Origin of the sequence: Mesorhizobium sp. WSM1293 (assembly GCF_000513875.1) — a bacterium.
In the GTDB taxonomy this organism is placed as follows: Bacteria; Pseudomonadota; Alphaproteobacteria; order Rhizobiales; family Rhizobiaceae; genus Mesorhizobium; species Mesorhizobium ciceri.
On the sequence record NZ_AZUV01000010.1, the window covers coordinates 301,660 to 316,036 of the forward strand.

Annotated in this window: 13 protein-coding genes and 4 pseudogenes; 4 read left to right on the top strand and 13 right to left on the bottom strand. The window is 59.9% G+C overall.

Annotation, left to right across the window (positions count from 1 at the left end):
* Positions 1 to 50: 50 nt before the first annotated feature.
* A pseudogene (locus M729_RS1000000139270) lies at positions 51 to 227 on the top strand (peroxidase); the annotation flags it as partial.
* 323 nt (positions 228 to 550) lie between these two features.
* Here M729_RS1000000139270 and M729_RS0114850 read toward each other — a convergent pair.
* The 8 genes from M729_RS0114850 to M729_RS01000000135200 all read right to left on the bottom strand — a co-directional run bounded on the left by M729_RS0114850 (position 551) and on the right by M729_RS01000000135200 (position 6,017).
* Complete coding sequence (locus M729_RS0114850; RefSeq protein ID WP_348626670.1) at positions 551 to 1,012, bottom strand: DoxX family protein; 462 nt, start codon at positions 1,010 to 1,012, stop codon at positions 551 to 553.
* 97 nt (positions 1,013 to 1,109) lie between these two features.
* Positions 1,110 to 1,589 (bottom strand): tetratricopeptide repeat protein, encoded by a 480-nt coding sequence (locus tag M729_RS0114855; RefSeq protein WP_027162031.1) that lies wholly within the window; start codon positions 1,587 to 1,589, stop codon positions 1,110 to 1,112.
* A gap of 28 nt (positions 1,590 to 1,617) precedes the next feature.
* Complete coding sequence (locus M729_RS0114860) at positions 1,618 to 2,589, bottom strand: MBL fold metallo-hydrolase (protein ID WP_027162032.1); 972 nt, start codon at positions 2,587 to 2,589, stop codon at positions 1,618 to 1,620.
* Positions 2,590 to 2,683: 94 nt separating this feature from the next.
* Complete coding sequence (locus M729_RS0114865) at positions 2,684 to 2,911, bottom strand: DUF680 domain-containing protein (protein ID WP_027162033.1); 228 nt, start codon at positions 2,909 to 2,911, stop codon at positions 2,684 to 2,686.
* A 59-nt stretch (positions 2,912 to 2,970) separates the two neighbouring features.
* Positions 2,971 to 3,216 carry a DUF680 domain-containing protein gene (locus M729_RS0114870; RefSeq protein WP_027162034.1) on the bottom strand — a complete coding sequence of 82 codons (246 nt, stop codon included), beginning with the start codon at positions 3,214 to 3,216 and terminating at the stop codon, positions 2,971 to 2,973.
* 281 nt (positions 3,217 to 3,497) lie between these two features.
* The gene (locus M729_RS0114875) at positions 3,498 to 4,337 is read right to left on the bottom strand and encodes an anti-sigma factor (RefSeq protein ID WP_032808475.1); all 840 of its coding nucleotides are present in this window, start codon (positions 4,335 to 4,337) and stop codon (positions 3,498 to 3,500) included.
* On the bottom strand, positions 4,334 to 4,876 hold the full coding sequence (locus M729_RS0114880) for a sigma-70 family RNA polymerase sigma factor (RefSeq protein ID WP_027162036.1): 543 nt from the start codon (positions 4,874 to 4,876) through the stop codon (positions 4,334 to 4,336). The genes M729_RS0114875 and M729_RS0114880 overlap by 4 nt, the downstream gene beginning before the upstream one ends.
* 559 nt (positions 4,877 to 5,435) lie before the next feature.
* Positions 5,436 to 6,017: a GNAT family N-acetyltransferase gene (locus M729_RS01000000135200; protein WP_198032098.1), complete on the bottom strand. Its 582-nt coding sequence runs from the start codon at positions 6,015 to 6,017 to the stop codon at positions 5,436 to 5,438.
* Positions 6,018 to 6,149: 132 nt separating this feature from the next.
* Between M729_RS01000000135200 and M729_RS1000000137280 the strand changes: the two are divergent.
* Both M729_RS1000000137280 and M729_RS0114890 read left to right on the top strand, forming a co-directional pair.
* A pseudogene (locus tag M729_RS1000000137280) lies at positions 6,150 to 6,508 on the top strand (saccharopine dehydrogenase C-terminal domain-containing protein); the annotation flags it as partial.
* Between the two features lie 712 nt (positions 6,509 to 7,220).
* On the top strand, positions 7,221 to 7,487 hold the full coding sequence (locus tag M729_RS0114890; protein WP_027162037.1) for a cytochrome ubiquinol oxidase subunit I: 267 nt from the start codon (positions 7,221 to 7,223) through the stop codon (positions 7,485 to 7,487).
* 299 nt (positions 7,488 to 7,786) lie between these two features.
* On the opposite strand, the gene M729_RS1000000139695 is transcribed toward M729_RS0114890, so the two are convergent.
* Together M729_RS1000000139695 and M729_RS0114895 are read right to left on the bottom strand one after the other, a co-directional pair.
* Entirely contained in the window at positions 7,787 to 7,918 is a 132-nt protein-coding gene (locus tag M729_RS1000000139695; RefSeq protein WP_276327777.1) for a hypothetical protein, read from the bottom strand.
* A gap of 114 nt (positions 7,919 to 8,032) precedes the next feature.
* On the bottom strand, positions 8,033 to 8,935 hold the full coding sequence (locus tag M729_RS0114895) for an ankyrin repeat domain-containing protein (protein WP_027162038.1): 903 nt from the start codon (positions 8,933 to 8,935) through the stop codon (positions 8,033 to 8,035).
* 228 nt (positions 8,936 to 9,163) lie between these two features.
* On the opposite strand from M729_RS0114895, the gene M729_RS0114900 reads away from it, so the two are divergent.
* Entirely contained in the window at positions 9,164 to 9,640 is a 477-nt protein-coding gene (locus M729_RS0114900; protein WP_161491091.1) for a helix-turn-helix domain-containing protein, read from the top strand.
* Between the two features lie 2,064 nt (positions 9,641 to 11,704).
* Here the strand turns inward: M729_RS0114900 and M729_RS01000000135210 are convergent.
* The 3 genes and pseudogenes from M729_RS01000000135210 to M729_RS1000000139070 all read right to left on the bottom strand — a co-directional run.
* Positions 11,705 to 12,085, bottom strand: a pseudogene (locus M729_RS01000000135210) (pyridoxamine 5'-phosphate oxidase family protein); the annotation flags it as partial.
* Between the two features lie 80 nt (positions 12,086 to 12,165).
* Positions 12,166 to 13,557 carry an FAD-binding oxidoreductase gene (locus M729_RS0114915; RefSeq protein ID WP_027162041.1) on the bottom strand — a complete coding sequence of 464 codons (1,392 nt, stop codon included), beginning with the start codon at positions 13,555 to 13,557 and terminating at the stop codon, positions 12,166 to 12,168.
* A gap of 638 nt (positions 13,558 to 14,195) precedes the next feature.
* Positions 14,196 to 14,377: pseudogene (locus M729_RS1000000139070) on the bottom strand (hypothetical protein); the annotation flags it as partial.

The following is a 14,377-nucleotide window of genomic DNA, read 5'->3' on the forward strand; positions in this document are numbered from 1 at the left end:
CTGAGCTACAGACGCGAATGTCAGCTTTAGGGCTCGAAACGTGGCAGCGCATTGGCCGGCCGCTAGGCAACTACGATCGGTTGCTGGACTTCAGCCGCGCGGTCACCGGCACATTGTTCTTCGTGCCGGCGACGACATTTCTGGAGAACGTTGCGACCCGGGAAGCAGTCACCTCGACCGCTGGTCCGGCCCTGTCGGACGGATCTATTCGGAGTCATCGTAAGTAGGTCCGCCAGACCATACAGTACGAGGAAACGGCTTGGCGACCCGTACAGAGAACGCTGACCCTCAGCGACTAGCACATCGTTATCTGTCAACTGGTTACGAGGCGGTTCGCCCAAATTCAAGAAGCTAGGCCCCCCATTCGCTGATCGCATTTATCTTACACCCATTGGCAGCTTTGCGCCTCAAATCGGCCGATAGGGCGGCCCTATCCGTGCCGTTAAGCGGACGTCGATGAACGGCACGCCACGAACGGCTTGCGCCATCTGGTCACCCGAGGCGTTTGTGGCGTGCCGAGTTGATATGAGACCCAGCGTCTTGGTCGAAATTAGAACGGGAGCTTGATATCGCCCACCGACAAAGGGCTACCGGCCGCTATGAGCGCGGCAACCGTCTCTCTGTCCTGTTGCCGGCGCCTCATGAGTCCGTTCAGCACCCTGTCGAGAGATATCGCGCCGGCTCCGGCGATGGCGAGGACGAACATGCCGCCCGCTACGGCGAGATCCTTTTCCAAATGCAGCAATTCGTTCTGGCTGGCGAAATTGGTGTGGAACAGGGCTGCCGTTGCCAAACAGAACAGTCCGAGCGCGACCGCGCCCAGACGCGTCAGCAGGCCCAGGCCGATCGAAAGACCGGCTCCCAGCTGCAGCGCTATGGTGGCCATCAGAAGCGGCAGGCTGACGCCGAGGGCGGCCATGGCTTTTGCGGCACCGTCGAAATGGATCGCCAGCTCAACGCCTTCATGCACGAAGAGCAATGAGAGCAGCAGGCGACCCGTCAGCAGGGTCAAGTCGGTGAGATGTAGTTTCAAGGCGATTTGTGTCGTTGTCACGATTGGCTCCAGATAGGAAAGAGGGCAGGCGCCGCACGAAGGCGCCCGCCTGGCTTCATTGGGTCACTTTGGTGTCGATGGCCTTCTGCAGGTCTGCGCGTTCCTCGCAGCCTGCCGGGCAGAGCTGGGTCAGCGATGCCAGCTGCTCCCTAGCTTTGGCCATGTCGCCGGTCTCGACATAGAGTTCGCCGAGATATTCGCGCGCCGCCTTGTGGTCCGGCTTCAGTTCGAGCGCCTTGGTGTAGTAGGTCAGTGCCGTCGTGTAATCGCCGGTCTTGCGCAGCGTGAAGCCGAGCAGATTGTAGACGTCGGCCTGCTGCGTGTCCTGCGCCAGGTCACGAAGATCGGCCAATGCACCCTTATAGTCCTTGGCATCGATCTTGGCTTTTACTGCGGTGAGGTCGGGCGCGTCGTCGCCTTCAATGTTGTCCACGGCATAGGCCGGCACGGTGACGGCGACCGGAACGGCAGTCAGCACGGCAACGGCGCCGAGCAGCCCGAACAGGTTGTGCCTGTTGAAGAGGGAAGGTTTCATTGTCTTTCTCGCTTTGGGATTGCCGCGCTTAAATTTGCACGGGGGTGAAGCCGTAGGCGTTGCCGTCCTTGACGAAGGTGCCGGTGCCCGGGAACGGGAAGTGCGAACCGGAGATGCGGATGTTGTCGGCAATCACGCGATCGATCAGTTTGTGGCGCGTGGTAATGGCCGTCGGCCCATCCTGGTCGTAGGTGCCTTGCCAGTCCGGATGCGGCGCCAGCAGTGCCGGCACATACATTGTGTCTGCCGAAATCATGATCTGCTCCTTGCCGGAGTTTGCGAGGTAGACCGAATGGCCTGGCGTATGACCGGGCGCGGCGATGATCTGCATGCCAGGCGCCACTTCGGCGCCGTCCTCGACCAGCTTCCAATTCTTCCATTTCGGGAAGTTTTCGGCGATGCGCTTGCCCGCCGGCTTGCGCCCTTCGGGCAGCTTTGCCAGTCGGCCGGGGTCGGTCCACCACTTGTATTCCGTGGCGTTGACGATGAGCTCGGCATTGGGGAACACAGGCGCGCTGGTCCCCTTTTCCATCAGGCCCCAGACGTGGTCGGGATGGAAATGCGAGATCATGATGGTGTCGATAGTCTTGTAGTCGATGCCAGCGGCGGCCATGTTGGCCGGCAGATGGGTGGCATTGGTTTGCCATTGGCCGACGCCCGAACCGGCATCCATCATAATCACCTTGCCGTTCATCTTGAGGACGACGACGGTGAGCGGGATAGGCATGAAGTCTGTCGTCAGGCCGGCCTTGGCAAGGGCTGCCTTGGTGTCCTCGACGGAGACATCCTTGATGAAAGCTGGGTCGTGCGGCTTGCGCCAGATGCCGTCATAGATGGCGGTGATCTCGATATCGCCGACCATGTATTTGTAGAAGCCAACGGCCGGCTCGACTGCTGTTTCGGCGAAGGCAGGACGGGTGAATTCCAACCTGCCGGCGAGGCCGAATGCGGCAGCGGCAGTTGCGGACCCAAGCAACGTGCGACGTGTCATGTTAAACATGATGATCTCCTGTGTTAAGAGGTGGGGGTGGCGGAAAGCCAAGCGTGGCCCTCCGTCCTGATTGCCGAACCTATCGGTCCTGACCGGATGAAACTCAGTTGCCCCAGGTGCCCTGGCCGTACTGCGCCGGCACGCCGGCATCGGCACCACCATGGATCTTCTTGACCTCTCGGATCGAGCTGGTGTGCGAGGTGTCGATTTTTGAAGCCGAATGGCTGGCGACCGGCTGGCGGGAAGTGTTCGAGCCGTAGTGGTCGCTGCCGGCGAAGGCCGTGCCACTGGCAACGAGGATGGCGGCAGCGGTAAGGACGATCTTTTTCATTGAAACAGTTCCTGATCTTGAGGATTGAGAGAAGTTGTTGTTTGGAGGTCGAGGCGCGTTCAGCGGCCCCAGAGTCCGTCGTTGTTGTGCCGGTTGATGATGTCCTGAACCGACCCCTGGCTCGGCCCGGTCGTCACCTTGGAGTCGACGCTGTCCTGACGCGGCGTGGAGCGAATGGAAGCAGTAGCGTTGGTGTCGACGCTGGTGGCCGGCTGGTTGGAGTTGTTGGCGCCATGGTCGCTGCCGGCAAAGGCAGCGCTTGAGGCAAGCAGCATGGCAGCCACGCTGAGAGCGAGCTTGGTCATTTTGGTAGATCCTTGTTTCGTTTCTTGGTTGCGTGCCGGGAAATTGGCCCCGCTAACAACAAGACTCGCCAAGACATCCCTTTATTCCCGGGTGGCGCGAAATTCTTTTGGAGGGTCCAAAATCAGGGACGGCGGCTGTCGGGAACTGGGCCAGCCGACGCTGCACGCGCACGTCCGAGGTCGGCACCATCTGGTGCCGTGGGTCTGTCTGACCGCGAAGTAGCCGAGCCAGCGGTGACGTCGCACTTGATATTGGCTGAAAAGGTCTGGGCGGTCGGCTATCAGCCGGTCACGGTGGCGGCGCGGAAGCGCGCTACGAAATCGTCCAGCTCCGGCCGCTCCATGTCGGAAATCGCCCAGTAGGAGAAGGCGCCGTCGCTCCACTGCACCAGCGAAAAACCGCCCTCAGAGAGATCGACAGGGTCGGTCACAGCTCCGGCATTTTGAGGCTCGGCGACAAGGGTGATCAGATGCTCGCGGTGGCGATAGACCAGTGCCGGCACCGCCCGGCCGCCGATGACCTCGACCCTGCCACCGATGAGTGCAAATCCATCCTTGGCCATGTCCGGCGCCGGCGGCGAAAGACCGAGCCTTGCGTCGAGCCAGGGCTTCACCGTGTGTCGGTCCGACGAGACGACATCCACCGGGCTCATCGCCAACAGGCTGCGCTGGTGGCCGCTGGCTACCCCTGCGGCAAAGCCATCGGCTACGCCAGGCTGCATCGCCCATTGCGTTGCACCGCTGGCCAGCACCGCGCTGAGCATGATAGCCGCCATGGCGCGCCAATCGAATGAGCCGAAGTTGCGCGCCGACCACCCCGTTCGATTTGCCTTCGCTGGTGCCGTCGGCGCTGTGGGGCGCAGTACCTCGACATTGCCGGCAGCAGCCATGGCTGCGATGCGCGCGCTGAAGGCGTCGCTGACTTGCGGCTTCGGAAGTCCGGCCACAGCCCCTTGCAAGGCGATGACGCGGGCATGTTCGGCGGCCAGCTTGGGGTCGGCGGCTATGCGCCGCTCAACGGCTATGGCCGCGGCGGCGTCAAGCTCGCCATCGACCAGCGCGTGCAGCATCAGGTTCATGCCTGCGGCATCCTCGGGCAATCCGTCGTTGTGCGCGCTCATTGCGCCCTCCCAAGGCCAGAGATCAGCAGGCCACGCGCCCGCGCCAGCCGTGACATCACCGTACCCATCGGCACGCCTAGCATGGCCGCGATATCGCGGTAGGCGAGGCCATTGATGTCGCGCAGCACGAGGGTCTCGCGAAACGGCTGCGGCAGGGCGGCGATCGCGGCTTCGAGTGCCACGGTATCTGCCTTGGCGATCAGGGTCGCCTCCGGGCTCTCGCTGTCGGGTGGATCGGCTGCGTGAGCGGAGCTCACCTCGTCGAGATCGGCGAGATCGCCCACCGAGACGATGCTGCGCGGGCGGTTCCGCGCCAGCCATGTGTAGCACGCATTGCGCACGATGGTGAGCAGCCAGGCGCGTGCATTGCCGCCGGCATAACTGGCGATGCTGGCATGTGCCTTCATGCACGCGTCCTGCACGACATCCTCGGCGTCGGTGGCATTGCCGGTTAGCCAACGGGCCAGCGAAAGCGCGTCGGCGAGATGAGGCATTACCACTTCGCTGAAGCGGTCGGCCTGCGCATTGCTGCTTAGCATTGGTGTACCGTGATATGCGCCTCGCCTTGAGTGCCAGGAAGCGAAGATGGTTCTGTCTTGCAAGCGAACCCAGCGGAAGTATTTAGGGTCGCCAGCTGCGGTGAATGTGAAGGCAACTGTTTCATCGATGTCAATCACACACTGGACCGCAACGATGCATCCACCCCGATGCGTTCTCGCATCCGCGGCGTCTGAGCGCTCTCGATCCCGACTGGGCAGGACGTTTAAGGCAGACAGGCTGGGAGCCGCAGGCGGCCAACGCGTCGCCTTCACCAGGGAATGCGTCGACCATTGCCGTCGCGGTCGTCAGTGTGTGGGGTTGCAGGGGGACGTTCCTTCAAGGTCAATCAGCAGCGTATGCATGGAAGACCAGGGCGGGCGGCGTTTTATTCCCGGGTAGCGAAAAATCTTCTTCGCAATGTAAATTGGTCCGGCCGAGCCAGCTTTTCAACGCTCTTTAGCCTGCGATATCAACCTTCCAGCTCAGCCGATCAGAGCCGGTCGAAATTCGGGCATTGCCAGAGCAAGGGTTTTGTCCATCACTTTAGCCAATTTCCGTCTAGCCGAGAATGAGGCGCATGGCGCAGCGCCTGCTTGCCGGCATCCCGTGTTCGATCTCCCGACGCAGTATTTGACGAAGCCGGTCTCCCGCATGCGTCTCGCCCAGCACCTGAAAGCCCAGCTTCTGATAGAAAGGCGCGTTCCAGATCACATCCCGAAACGTTGTCAGGGTGATCGCGACAAGGCGGCGCTCCCTCGCATCTGTGATTGCTTTTTCGAGCAAGGCGCGTCCGATACCTGAGCGTTGTCGGTCAAGGCGCGCAGCTAGTTCCCAGATGTGCAATGTGTCGTCCTGGATCTCCGCGCTCAGGAATGCGACCGTCCGGCCATCCTGCTCCACCGCTACCCAGCACGTGCCCTTAGCGATAAGTTCACGGTGACGCTCGACGGTCTGGTTTTCGTCATCGGCAATCCAGGCCAGCTCCGCAACTTCGCGGTAAGCGTCACCCTCCGACTGTTCGATATCGGGTAGTGCGTCCGCGTCAGCTACCTGCGCTAAATGGTGGTCATGGAGTTGCCGTCGTGGCTTCCAGGGTTCTGCAGAGAATAACGTTGGAGTGTCCCTCCGGCCAATCTGCAAACTCAGCTACACACACAAAACCGGCTTTTTCATACAATCCTGGCGCCTGGAAATCGTGGCTCTGCACCCAGATCCGCCGAACACCCCTAATGGCAGCCTCGGCGGCGAAGGCGTTCAACAACTTTCGCGCATATCGTCGACGGGATAGATGAACTTGGCGTGCTTCTTTAGGGCCATTCAAGAAACGCGTTTTGGTACGGTTCGCAGCGATTGAAGACACGACAGCTCGTGCACCATCACAATGCTACTGGGCTTCAGGTCACGTCGGCTGTGCTCGCAGGCATGGTCTGGGCGCTTGAAAACCCCGAGGCCGGCATCGTGGAAGTTGAAGATCTGGACTTCCGCGCTGCCTGGAGATCCAGAAGCCCTATCTTGGCTCTCTCGTTGGTGTCTATACGGACTGGACGCCTCTGGATGGCCGGCCTGGGCTCTTCCCGGAGGACATCGACACATCCGATCCCTGGCAGTTCCGGAATGTGCTGGTTTCATGATAGCCGCCGGGCAGGGCAGCGGCGCAACGGGTTTCTGCTCCGGCAAAGCTGCCGACATGGTTCTCTCCCGGCGCGGAGGCAATTGGCGTGGACCGACGGTTCCGTACGGACGGTCTCGTCCAACTCGAGACGTTAGAGTTGGCAATAAGGAAATTGACCTGATGGATCTCACCACACGGCTTGTCGTCGCGATCGGGCTTGGCGCGCTTCTTATCGGGGCGTTCATTCTCATATAGCCGAATGTGACGTTTCAAACGCCTTTCACGCGTTACATTGCCTGTCGTGCGGCAATTCTGGCGGGACTGGACGGCAGCATCGATTTCTCGTCCTGCCGTCGCTTGTCCGTTGGTCGGATCGCCCTGTGCCTACCCAGAGAAGCGCTTTGACTAAGCGAGCTGCAAGCCCACCGAAGCATGGATCGCCGCAGACGGTTCCCATCGCCCCCCGGGGGTCGTTGCGCAGCTAAGCAGCACAAGCACGCAAGCTAGGTGCGTGCTCTATCGCCTCTGGCGCGGTCACGCCTGAGAGTTGCAAGCCGTACGACGCGGCAGAACAGCTGGTTTCAAAATCCGGCATCGACACCGTCGCCAATTCCCATAGCTTGACCACGGCACTGAAAACGCGCTCCCGCCACAGCCGCCGCTACTACGGAAGGTGATGCGATTCTCGCCGGCTCGCCTGCATCCAGAGGGACGAGGACTTCGATCCTGTATTGCTATCGCGACTGCAGTTCGGCTGGGTCATCGGCTGGCACATCCTGCTGCCGGCTATTACTGTAGGATTGGCCGCGTTCATCGCGATGCTGGAAGGCCTCAATTTCTTGACCGGAAGGGACATCTATCTCCGCATCTCGACGTTCTGGATCAAGATATTCTCGATTGCGTTCGGAATGGGCGTCGTCACCGGTGGCGATGGCCCAGGACGGCGTGAAGGCGCGGATCGAGGAGATCATGCCGAAATTGAAACGGCGGAAGGGTGAATGAGACGGCTTGCAGTTGCGCGCACGCGTACGCGTCCACCGAATGTGACATTAGCGCAACCTGATTGAGCTAACGAACACGCGAACAGAACAGTCGCTTGACGATCAAGGCAGACTGCGACAGCGTTTGCCGTCCGGGGGTAAGCGGCGCACGGCTCGTCGAGAGCTAGTAAAAAGGGGCAGGGGCCTTTCTCGACGAGCCTGCCTCGGACATACCCGCTCGCTAAGGGAGATCGGCGACAAGGTGCGGGTCGAGGAGATCACGCCGAAGGTGAAGAAGCGCTGACGTCGTCCTAATTTCAAATTAGCCCGGAGAGGTGGAATAGCCTGGCAACTCGCACGCCAAGGCCAATAATGGTTTGGCCATCATTGGCGGCGAAATCCCAACCGAAAAATGCTGCCCAGCCAAAAAGCAGGATTGAGAAGCGCATTAGCACCTTCTAAAATAGATAAGTTGAATAAGCGTTAAAGGCTTCTTTTGCGCGCTGGCATTCCCAGTGCGCTTTTACAAAGGGGCGATACTGGGGAGGGACCAGGGTAGGGGTTCAGGGCAGCGGAATCGGCTTGTCGCTGAGTGTGCGCAAGTACGCGATCACGTTGACCCGTTCGGTCTCGTCCGGGACACCGGGCGTCTCCATCTTGACGCCCGGCGTTGTGAGCATGGGCCCGAAGAGATATGTGTTCAGGTCCTCATACGTCCATACACCCTCCCAGCCCAGCAATGTGTCGGAGTAACGCATACTTGCCATGGATGCCTTGTCGCGGCCGACGACGCCCCACAAGTTGGGCCCCGTCTTGGTCTCTCCCTGTGGCTCGGCATTGTGGCAACCGTGACACACATGGGTGAAGTAGGTTCGGCCTTTCTCGACATCCGCATTTGACAATTTCAATTTCATCGAGATAGGGGCTGGCGTTGGCAAGACGACGCCGTGCGACAAGAGATATGCGGCAACTTCATGTTGCCCCTTGAATTTTGCCATGTGGAGCGGTGTCTTGCCGTCCTTTGTCTTCGCATTCACATCGGCGCCGGCCTCGACCAGTGCCTTCACGCAATCGAGACAGCCGGATCTGACGGCGATGTGAAGGGCGGATTCACCGCCGCGCTGCGCATTTGGATTTGCGCCCCCCTGCAGCAACAGATTGATCAAGTCGACCCTGCGTTTTGCCAAAGCCGGCATGAGGGGAGGTCCCAAAAGCGGCGTCGGGGCAACGTTGGCGTCGGCACCTCGTTCCATGAGCAGTTTTGCCGCCGCAAGATGCCCGCCCCTAACCGCAAGATAGAGCGGCGTTGCTTTTCCATCGCTCTCGTCGACGCCGGCACCGGCGTCGAGCGCTGCCGTAATTGCCGCGACATCTCCCTTCACGGCGGCGTCGTGAATGGCGGCGGCATGCGATACAATCGGGATGTGTGCAATCAGCAGTGAAATGAAAAGCAAGGACATGCGCATTCGGCACCCCTGTGTCAAACCGGAGGACGCGGCACGCTGCGAGAAGGGATGACTTTAGTCCGAATGCTTAATCGCGGCAATGTATTTCAGCAACTGCTGTCGTAAGCACATGAGTTGTCCGGATTAGGTAGCACGCGAGTTGTCCGGTTTTATCGCCAGCGAATGGAGGCTGGGCATGAAGCGGGCAGCGTGGCTAGAGGACCGGAGAATGCAGAAGTTTCGGGATTATTGAGCCGCTGGAATGGCGGCGATCTTTCGATGATGGAGGCAGGCGAGTTGCTGGGCATGTCGGAGCGGAAATTCCGGCGTTACCGCGAGCGTTACGAAGAGGCTGGGGAGGCTGGGTTGCTCGACCGGCGTTTGGGCAAGCTTTCGACGCGCCGGGTGCCCGCGGAGGCGATCGAGGAGATGCTGGAACTTTATCGCCACCGCTACCTTGGCTGGAACGTGAAGCATTTCCACGAACACCTGCTGCGCGATCATGACTTCAGCTGGGGCTACCCCTTCATCAAGACGCAGCTTCATGCGGCTGGGCTGGTGGGACGGGCCAAGCGGCGCGGTGCTCACCGGCGCAAGGAAGCCGTGCGAGGGGAACCTCTACAAATCCGACGGACCTCACGGTCGTCTCGAACACTGCACGAGACAGATTTGCGGGCATTCGGAACTTGCGTCGTATCTCGGCCTTCAACTCACCCCGCTCTGTAATAAAGCAGGCCATTGCTGCGTCCTTGCGCGAATCCAGCGCGAGCTTCTATGAAGCCGGAGCGGTTCTCAATTACTGCGGATCCCACCCGAGGTTCGGTTTCTCCGCCGTCAACACTGGACGACAGGTTCTGGATTTTGAGAGCGTGCTCTCTTTGGATCAGGAGGCCGCCATTCCGTCCAACCCAAGCAAGTGGTTTGGTCAGACCAGACGGACCCTAAGCTGTCGTTCTCATTAGGTCGCGATTTCTAAGCAGTGCTCAGGAACGAGCGCTGGCTTCGGCAGCACGATTTTCTACGCGAGCCGATCCAGGTACATCTTGAGCGCCGAGATGGGCTGATGATCGAATTGAAAGACGTCAGCTCAGGCGAATTGTCACTGATTTCATCGCTGGTGTTCCTAAGCACCGCGGAGCGAGGCCATTAGCCTGTTTTCCTCATCGACGAACCCGAGGAGCCTTCACCCGAACTGGCAGCGCAAGTATGTCGAACGTGTAATGACCTCCACATACTACAGGCAGCCCCATGTGGTCATCGCGACCTATGCGCCTCTTGTCGTTAGACGCGCCTTGGCGTGGTCCAAGGACGTCGGTGGTGTCTTCCAGATGGTCAACGGCTGGCCGGTGCGCATTCCGCTCGTGGATTCGACTCCCACGAGTATAGAAGAGGTCCTTTGGCGAGCCTTCGATGTGGTTACGCCTGCTAACCATTTCGCCGTGAATGAGGCGAGGCGGGCTTCTTGCTCTACGTTGAAAGCCACTGAGGGTGAGCCCGCCGCCTATTGGGGCGCCGGCGGCGGACCCTGTGTAAGCGGCTACATCCTTTGAATCGACCGCTCAGAGGGTCAATGTGCCACTTGAAGGTGAGTTCCCTTTAGGATTCTAGGCAGTGCGGTTTGCGTAGCGTCCAGATCGCCATGCGACTTCGATTTTCAAGCGCGACATAGGCCATCAGGCGTAGTTGTAGCAAGACCAGTGTACCGGTAGCATATGGAGCCTGGACATTAGGCCCACCCTCGTGCCCAGCTATGGTCGGCACGGTCGCTCAACCCGCTTTTGGTCTGCCTGATCGTGCCGACTACCGCCCCCAGGGCTGCCCCTTCCAAGGGTTTGTGCTTTGGTGGCGATTATCGGCAGTCGGACAGGAACGTAAGGTGAAACTAGCGAGGACTTTGCGCGGCTCCGCTACTGCGGGATTGCGCCTAGTTGCAACGGCCAGAACAAATCAAGGCCAAAAGCGAGCCGCTAGGCGCTACCCAGCCGTAGACTCAAAAGAATGGCCGGTGCGGGGACGCTTAGGTTGGAAAGCGTGGGCCGCACCGGCCATTGCGGGATAGCTCTTAGGGATCGTCCCCCGCGCTGCCTAAGTTATAGGCATATTAGCGATTGCTCAATTGAGACTGAAGTCCCTACCCAACCGTAGGGGGATAGCTAAATCCAGCTAGGGGAAAGACCGTTGCGCAGAAAACCAAAGGAGCCGCTAAGCAGTTAGACCGTTGCACGGCTGGCGATCTGTGCACATGACGCCGACCCATCCAACGTCTGTCCTTAAGCCGGTGAGGGAACACCTGAACCGCCAAGGGGCGGCGGACATGAAGGCGTACCGCCCGGCGGGCAACGCCTGAAATCCAACATCCTGTTGAATTGGCCCGCTGCCGAGAGGTGGCGGGCCTTAATCTTTGTGTTGAACGATGTAGCTATTGCTGACGGCGTTGCTCCCAACACCGCGCGTGACAACAACGGTGGTGTACCCGGCGGGCAGGGAACCGGTGACAGTCTCGTCGAGGGGATGACATCGTCCGACGATTTCCCCATTTGGCGCACCTGCGAGCCTGTCTTTCAGAGATGCCTTACACACGTCAAGCGACGCATATGTGGTCGGCGCGGCATCAATGGGCCTGCAGACGACAGCCTCGCCTGGGCTGCAAGAGAGTAAAAGCAGTACTGCTGCGGTTGCCGGATCCATTGTCGAAGCTCCACTGAGACGAGCCTCAACGCAGATCGACGGCCTTTGTTGCACAGGCAGCCCTGGCGGCGGCCCGCTGCCGAGAGGTGGCGGGGCTAATCCCTATTTCGCAAGCGAGTTGCCGGACAGCTCAAAAACCATCGGCTCGCCTCTGAAATCGGAATAGCGAATCCATCGAGGCGAAATCGTAAAAAGTTGTGCTCCTTGCTTTAGAAACTCCGCTTCAAGCGGACAGTTGGCAACGTGGACATCTCTCAACCGCTGTGATTCGTTAGCCTTGGCAGGTCGGGCCCGGCCTTCGATTTGAACCGTGACATTTTCATCCCAGCCGATCACCATGGCGATCCGGCTGTCTCGTTTGATATTTGCCAGCTTCCGACTTCCGGGAAAGCTGTCGAACACGATGTTGAGGTCGTCGCCCAACGTCACCTGTATGACGGCTGCCTCTGGAGACCCGTCCGGATGCACGGTGCTGATAGCCCCGAGCTTATGCCTAGGTGCCCGCGATCATGCTGACCCCAAGGGAACTTTCGATCAGTTCGCCCCAGTTTGTCGAAGGGCGCTTAATGTGTCGCGGTCGAGATGTTTTGGTTGACGCTAAAAAAGTTGGTCGGGTCGTATTTGCTTTTCACTTCCGCAAGCCGTCTGTAGTTTTCGCCGAATGAGGCGCGGATAACTTGGTCCGCGGGCTCGCTCTGAAAGTTCAGAAGGTGCATCCCGCTCGAATGCGGCTCGAACGCATCATACATGGCGCGTACCCAGGCAATATGCCTTTCGCTTTCGGCCGGATCCACCCACTGCGCGGTCATTCCTATGTTGTATTCCGCGCCGCGCTGGGCGAAGGCGGATTCAGCGCGACTGATCCTGCCTGGCGCGCCGCCATAGAACTCTACGATGCAGGCCGAAAGAGGCGACTTCATGCGATTTCCATGCTCGACAAGCAGGTCTATGATCGTGTCGGTAAGTTGCGGAACGAAGCTCGCCTTCCAGAAATTGTGGGTGCCGTCCGGGAAAGCGCCGCCAAGCAGCTTCTGCATCGTCGGGAAGGGCATTAGCTGGATGGCATCGAGCATTGGGGGACCGAAAGCTCGCAGCGGCGCCAGCACACGTGCGCCTTCTACCACGTCACCGCACCAGCATGCGATTACGCCGATCGCCGGCATGCCGTCCGGTGTCGTCAGCATGGCCGCGTAGGCAGTCAGTTCCTCCGGTGCCGTGGCCATGAAGTCACGATAGAAGCGCAACACCTCACCGGACTTGTCGCGTGCGTGAACGATCAGGCCCCCGAGCACTGAAGATATTTGCTGCGCCCGGAAGGTGAAGCAGGTGACGATGCCGAAATTGCCGCCGCCGCCGCGCAAAGCCCAGAACAGGTCGGGGTGTTCTTCCATGCTGGCCGTCAGCAGGTTGCCCTCCGCTGTCACCAGCTCAAACGAAATCACATTGTCGCAGCTCAGTCCGTACTTGCGCACCAGCCAGCCTACGCCGCCGCCGAGCGTCAGACCGGCAACGCCGGTCTTAGAGACGACGCCGACCGGCACCGCCAACCCATGCAAATGCGTCTCTCGGTCGAGATCGCCAAGCGTCGCGCCGCCCTGAACTCGCACGGTCTGGGTCTTGGGCTCAACCATCACGCCACGCATGGCGGAGAGGTCGATCACGATGCCGTTGTCGCAGAGCGCGCGCCCGGCGACATTGTGACCGCCCCCACGCACCGCGACAAGAAGGTCGTTTTTAGAAGCGAATTTCACTGCGTGGATTACATCAGCGACACCGAGGCAGCGTGCGATCAGTCCAGGGTGTCGATCAATTGCCGCGTTCCAAATACGGCGTGCCTCGTCGTAATCGGCATCAGCGAGCCGGATAAGGCGGCCAGCCAACCCCGAAGCGAACTCATCGATGAGGTCGGCGCCAATCGGCATGCCATTGCGACTTTGAAGCTGCGTCTCTAACATATCCTCCTCCTCAAGCGCGTAAGCTCAAGCCTCGCGGTGAGAAGTAGCATAACACCAGTTGGCGGGCCTGTGACGCCGAAAGCACCTTCGATCCGATAAGTGGCGCTCGGTGCGGAATGGCCGCTTTTGCCAACTGGATTCTAGGAAGCTGCCAGTCGGCTCGCGGCCCCATGACAGTCACATCAAGCAACGGAGAGGCGCACGCCACCAGCCGAGCAGCTCGCACACCACGGTATACCTCGACTAACGTAACACCGCCGCCGGTTGCGGCGTAACATCTGGGTGGATCGACTATTTGTGACAGGTAGCGTCAGGCCTAAACCTTGAGGTGACAGGGCCGCAGAGATAGCGAGCCATCGGGCAAAAATCGAAAGGTCGGAAGGGTTGCCGTACGGGTTTACCAAGGCAACGACGCTAGGTCTGTTCGCGGACGGTGGAACAAAAACCGCGCTGTCGAGATTCGGTCGTTGCACTGTTCCCATTGGGTGCTTTCCCCATGAGAACTGCCCACTGGCCTGACGGCTGGCGGGCTTTTTTGTATCAGCGGAACCTTATTACTCATGNTCAGTTCTTGGCGGCAGCGCCCCGCACGCTGCTGGCCAAGGAAAGGCAACCCTTGGCCGGGCCCGCATCGGTCCTCACCCAAGCGGTGCGGGCCCACTGTCGATGCTGCCGAGCCCGTCTTCACACCCTTGGGCGTATCTTTCGAACAGTTCCACCTTTTCTGGATAAGGAAGGCGGTGTAAACGCTGGCAACCTTCGCACCGATAGTGGGCGGCAACCATGAACCAACGCCCTGGCTTGGTGAACTCGTTTCCAC

What these genes read in the sequence shown, in the direction of transcription:
- M729_RS0114860 (WP_027162032.1), bottom strand. Translation starts at nt 2,589, where the DNA reads ATGTTTAACATGACACGTCGCACGTTGCTTGGGTCCGCAACTGCCGCT.
- M729_RS0114895 (WP_027162038.1), bottom strand. Translation starts at nt 8,935, where the DNA reads ATGCGCATGTCCTTGCTTTTCATTTCACTGCTGATTGCACACATCCCG.
- M729_RS0114865 (WP_027162033.1), bottom strand. Translation starts at nt 2,911, where the DNA reads ATGAAAAAGATCGTCCTTACCGCTGCCGCCATCCTCGTTGCCAGTGGC.
- M729_RS1000000139695 (WP_276327777.1), bottom strand. Translation starts at nt 7,918, where the DNA reads ATGCGCTTCTCAATCCTGCTTTTTGGCTGGGCAGCATTTTTCGGTTGG.
- M729_RS0114870 (WP_027162034.1), bottom strand. Translation starts at nt 3,216, where the DNA reads ATGACCAAGCTCGCTCTCAGCGTGGCTGCCATGCTGCTTGCCTCAAGC.
- M729_RS0114875 (WP_032808475.1), bottom strand. Translation starts at nt 4,337, where the DNA reads ATGAGCGCGCACAACGACGGATTGCCCGAGGATGCCGCAGGCATGAAC.
- M729_RS0114880 (WP_027162036.1), bottom strand. Translation starts at nt 4,876, where the DNA reads ATGCTAAGCAGCAATGCGCAGGCCGACCGCTTCAGCGAAGTGGTAATG.
- M729_RS0114915 (WP_027162041.1), bottom strand. Translation starts at nt 13,557, where the DNA reads ATGTTAGAGACGCAGCTTCAAAGTCGCAATGGCATGCCGATTGGCGCC.
- M729_RS0114855 (WP_027162031.1), bottom strand. Translation starts at nt 1,589, where the DNA reads ATGAAACCTTCCCTCTTCAACAGGCACAACCTGTTCGGGCTGCTCGGC.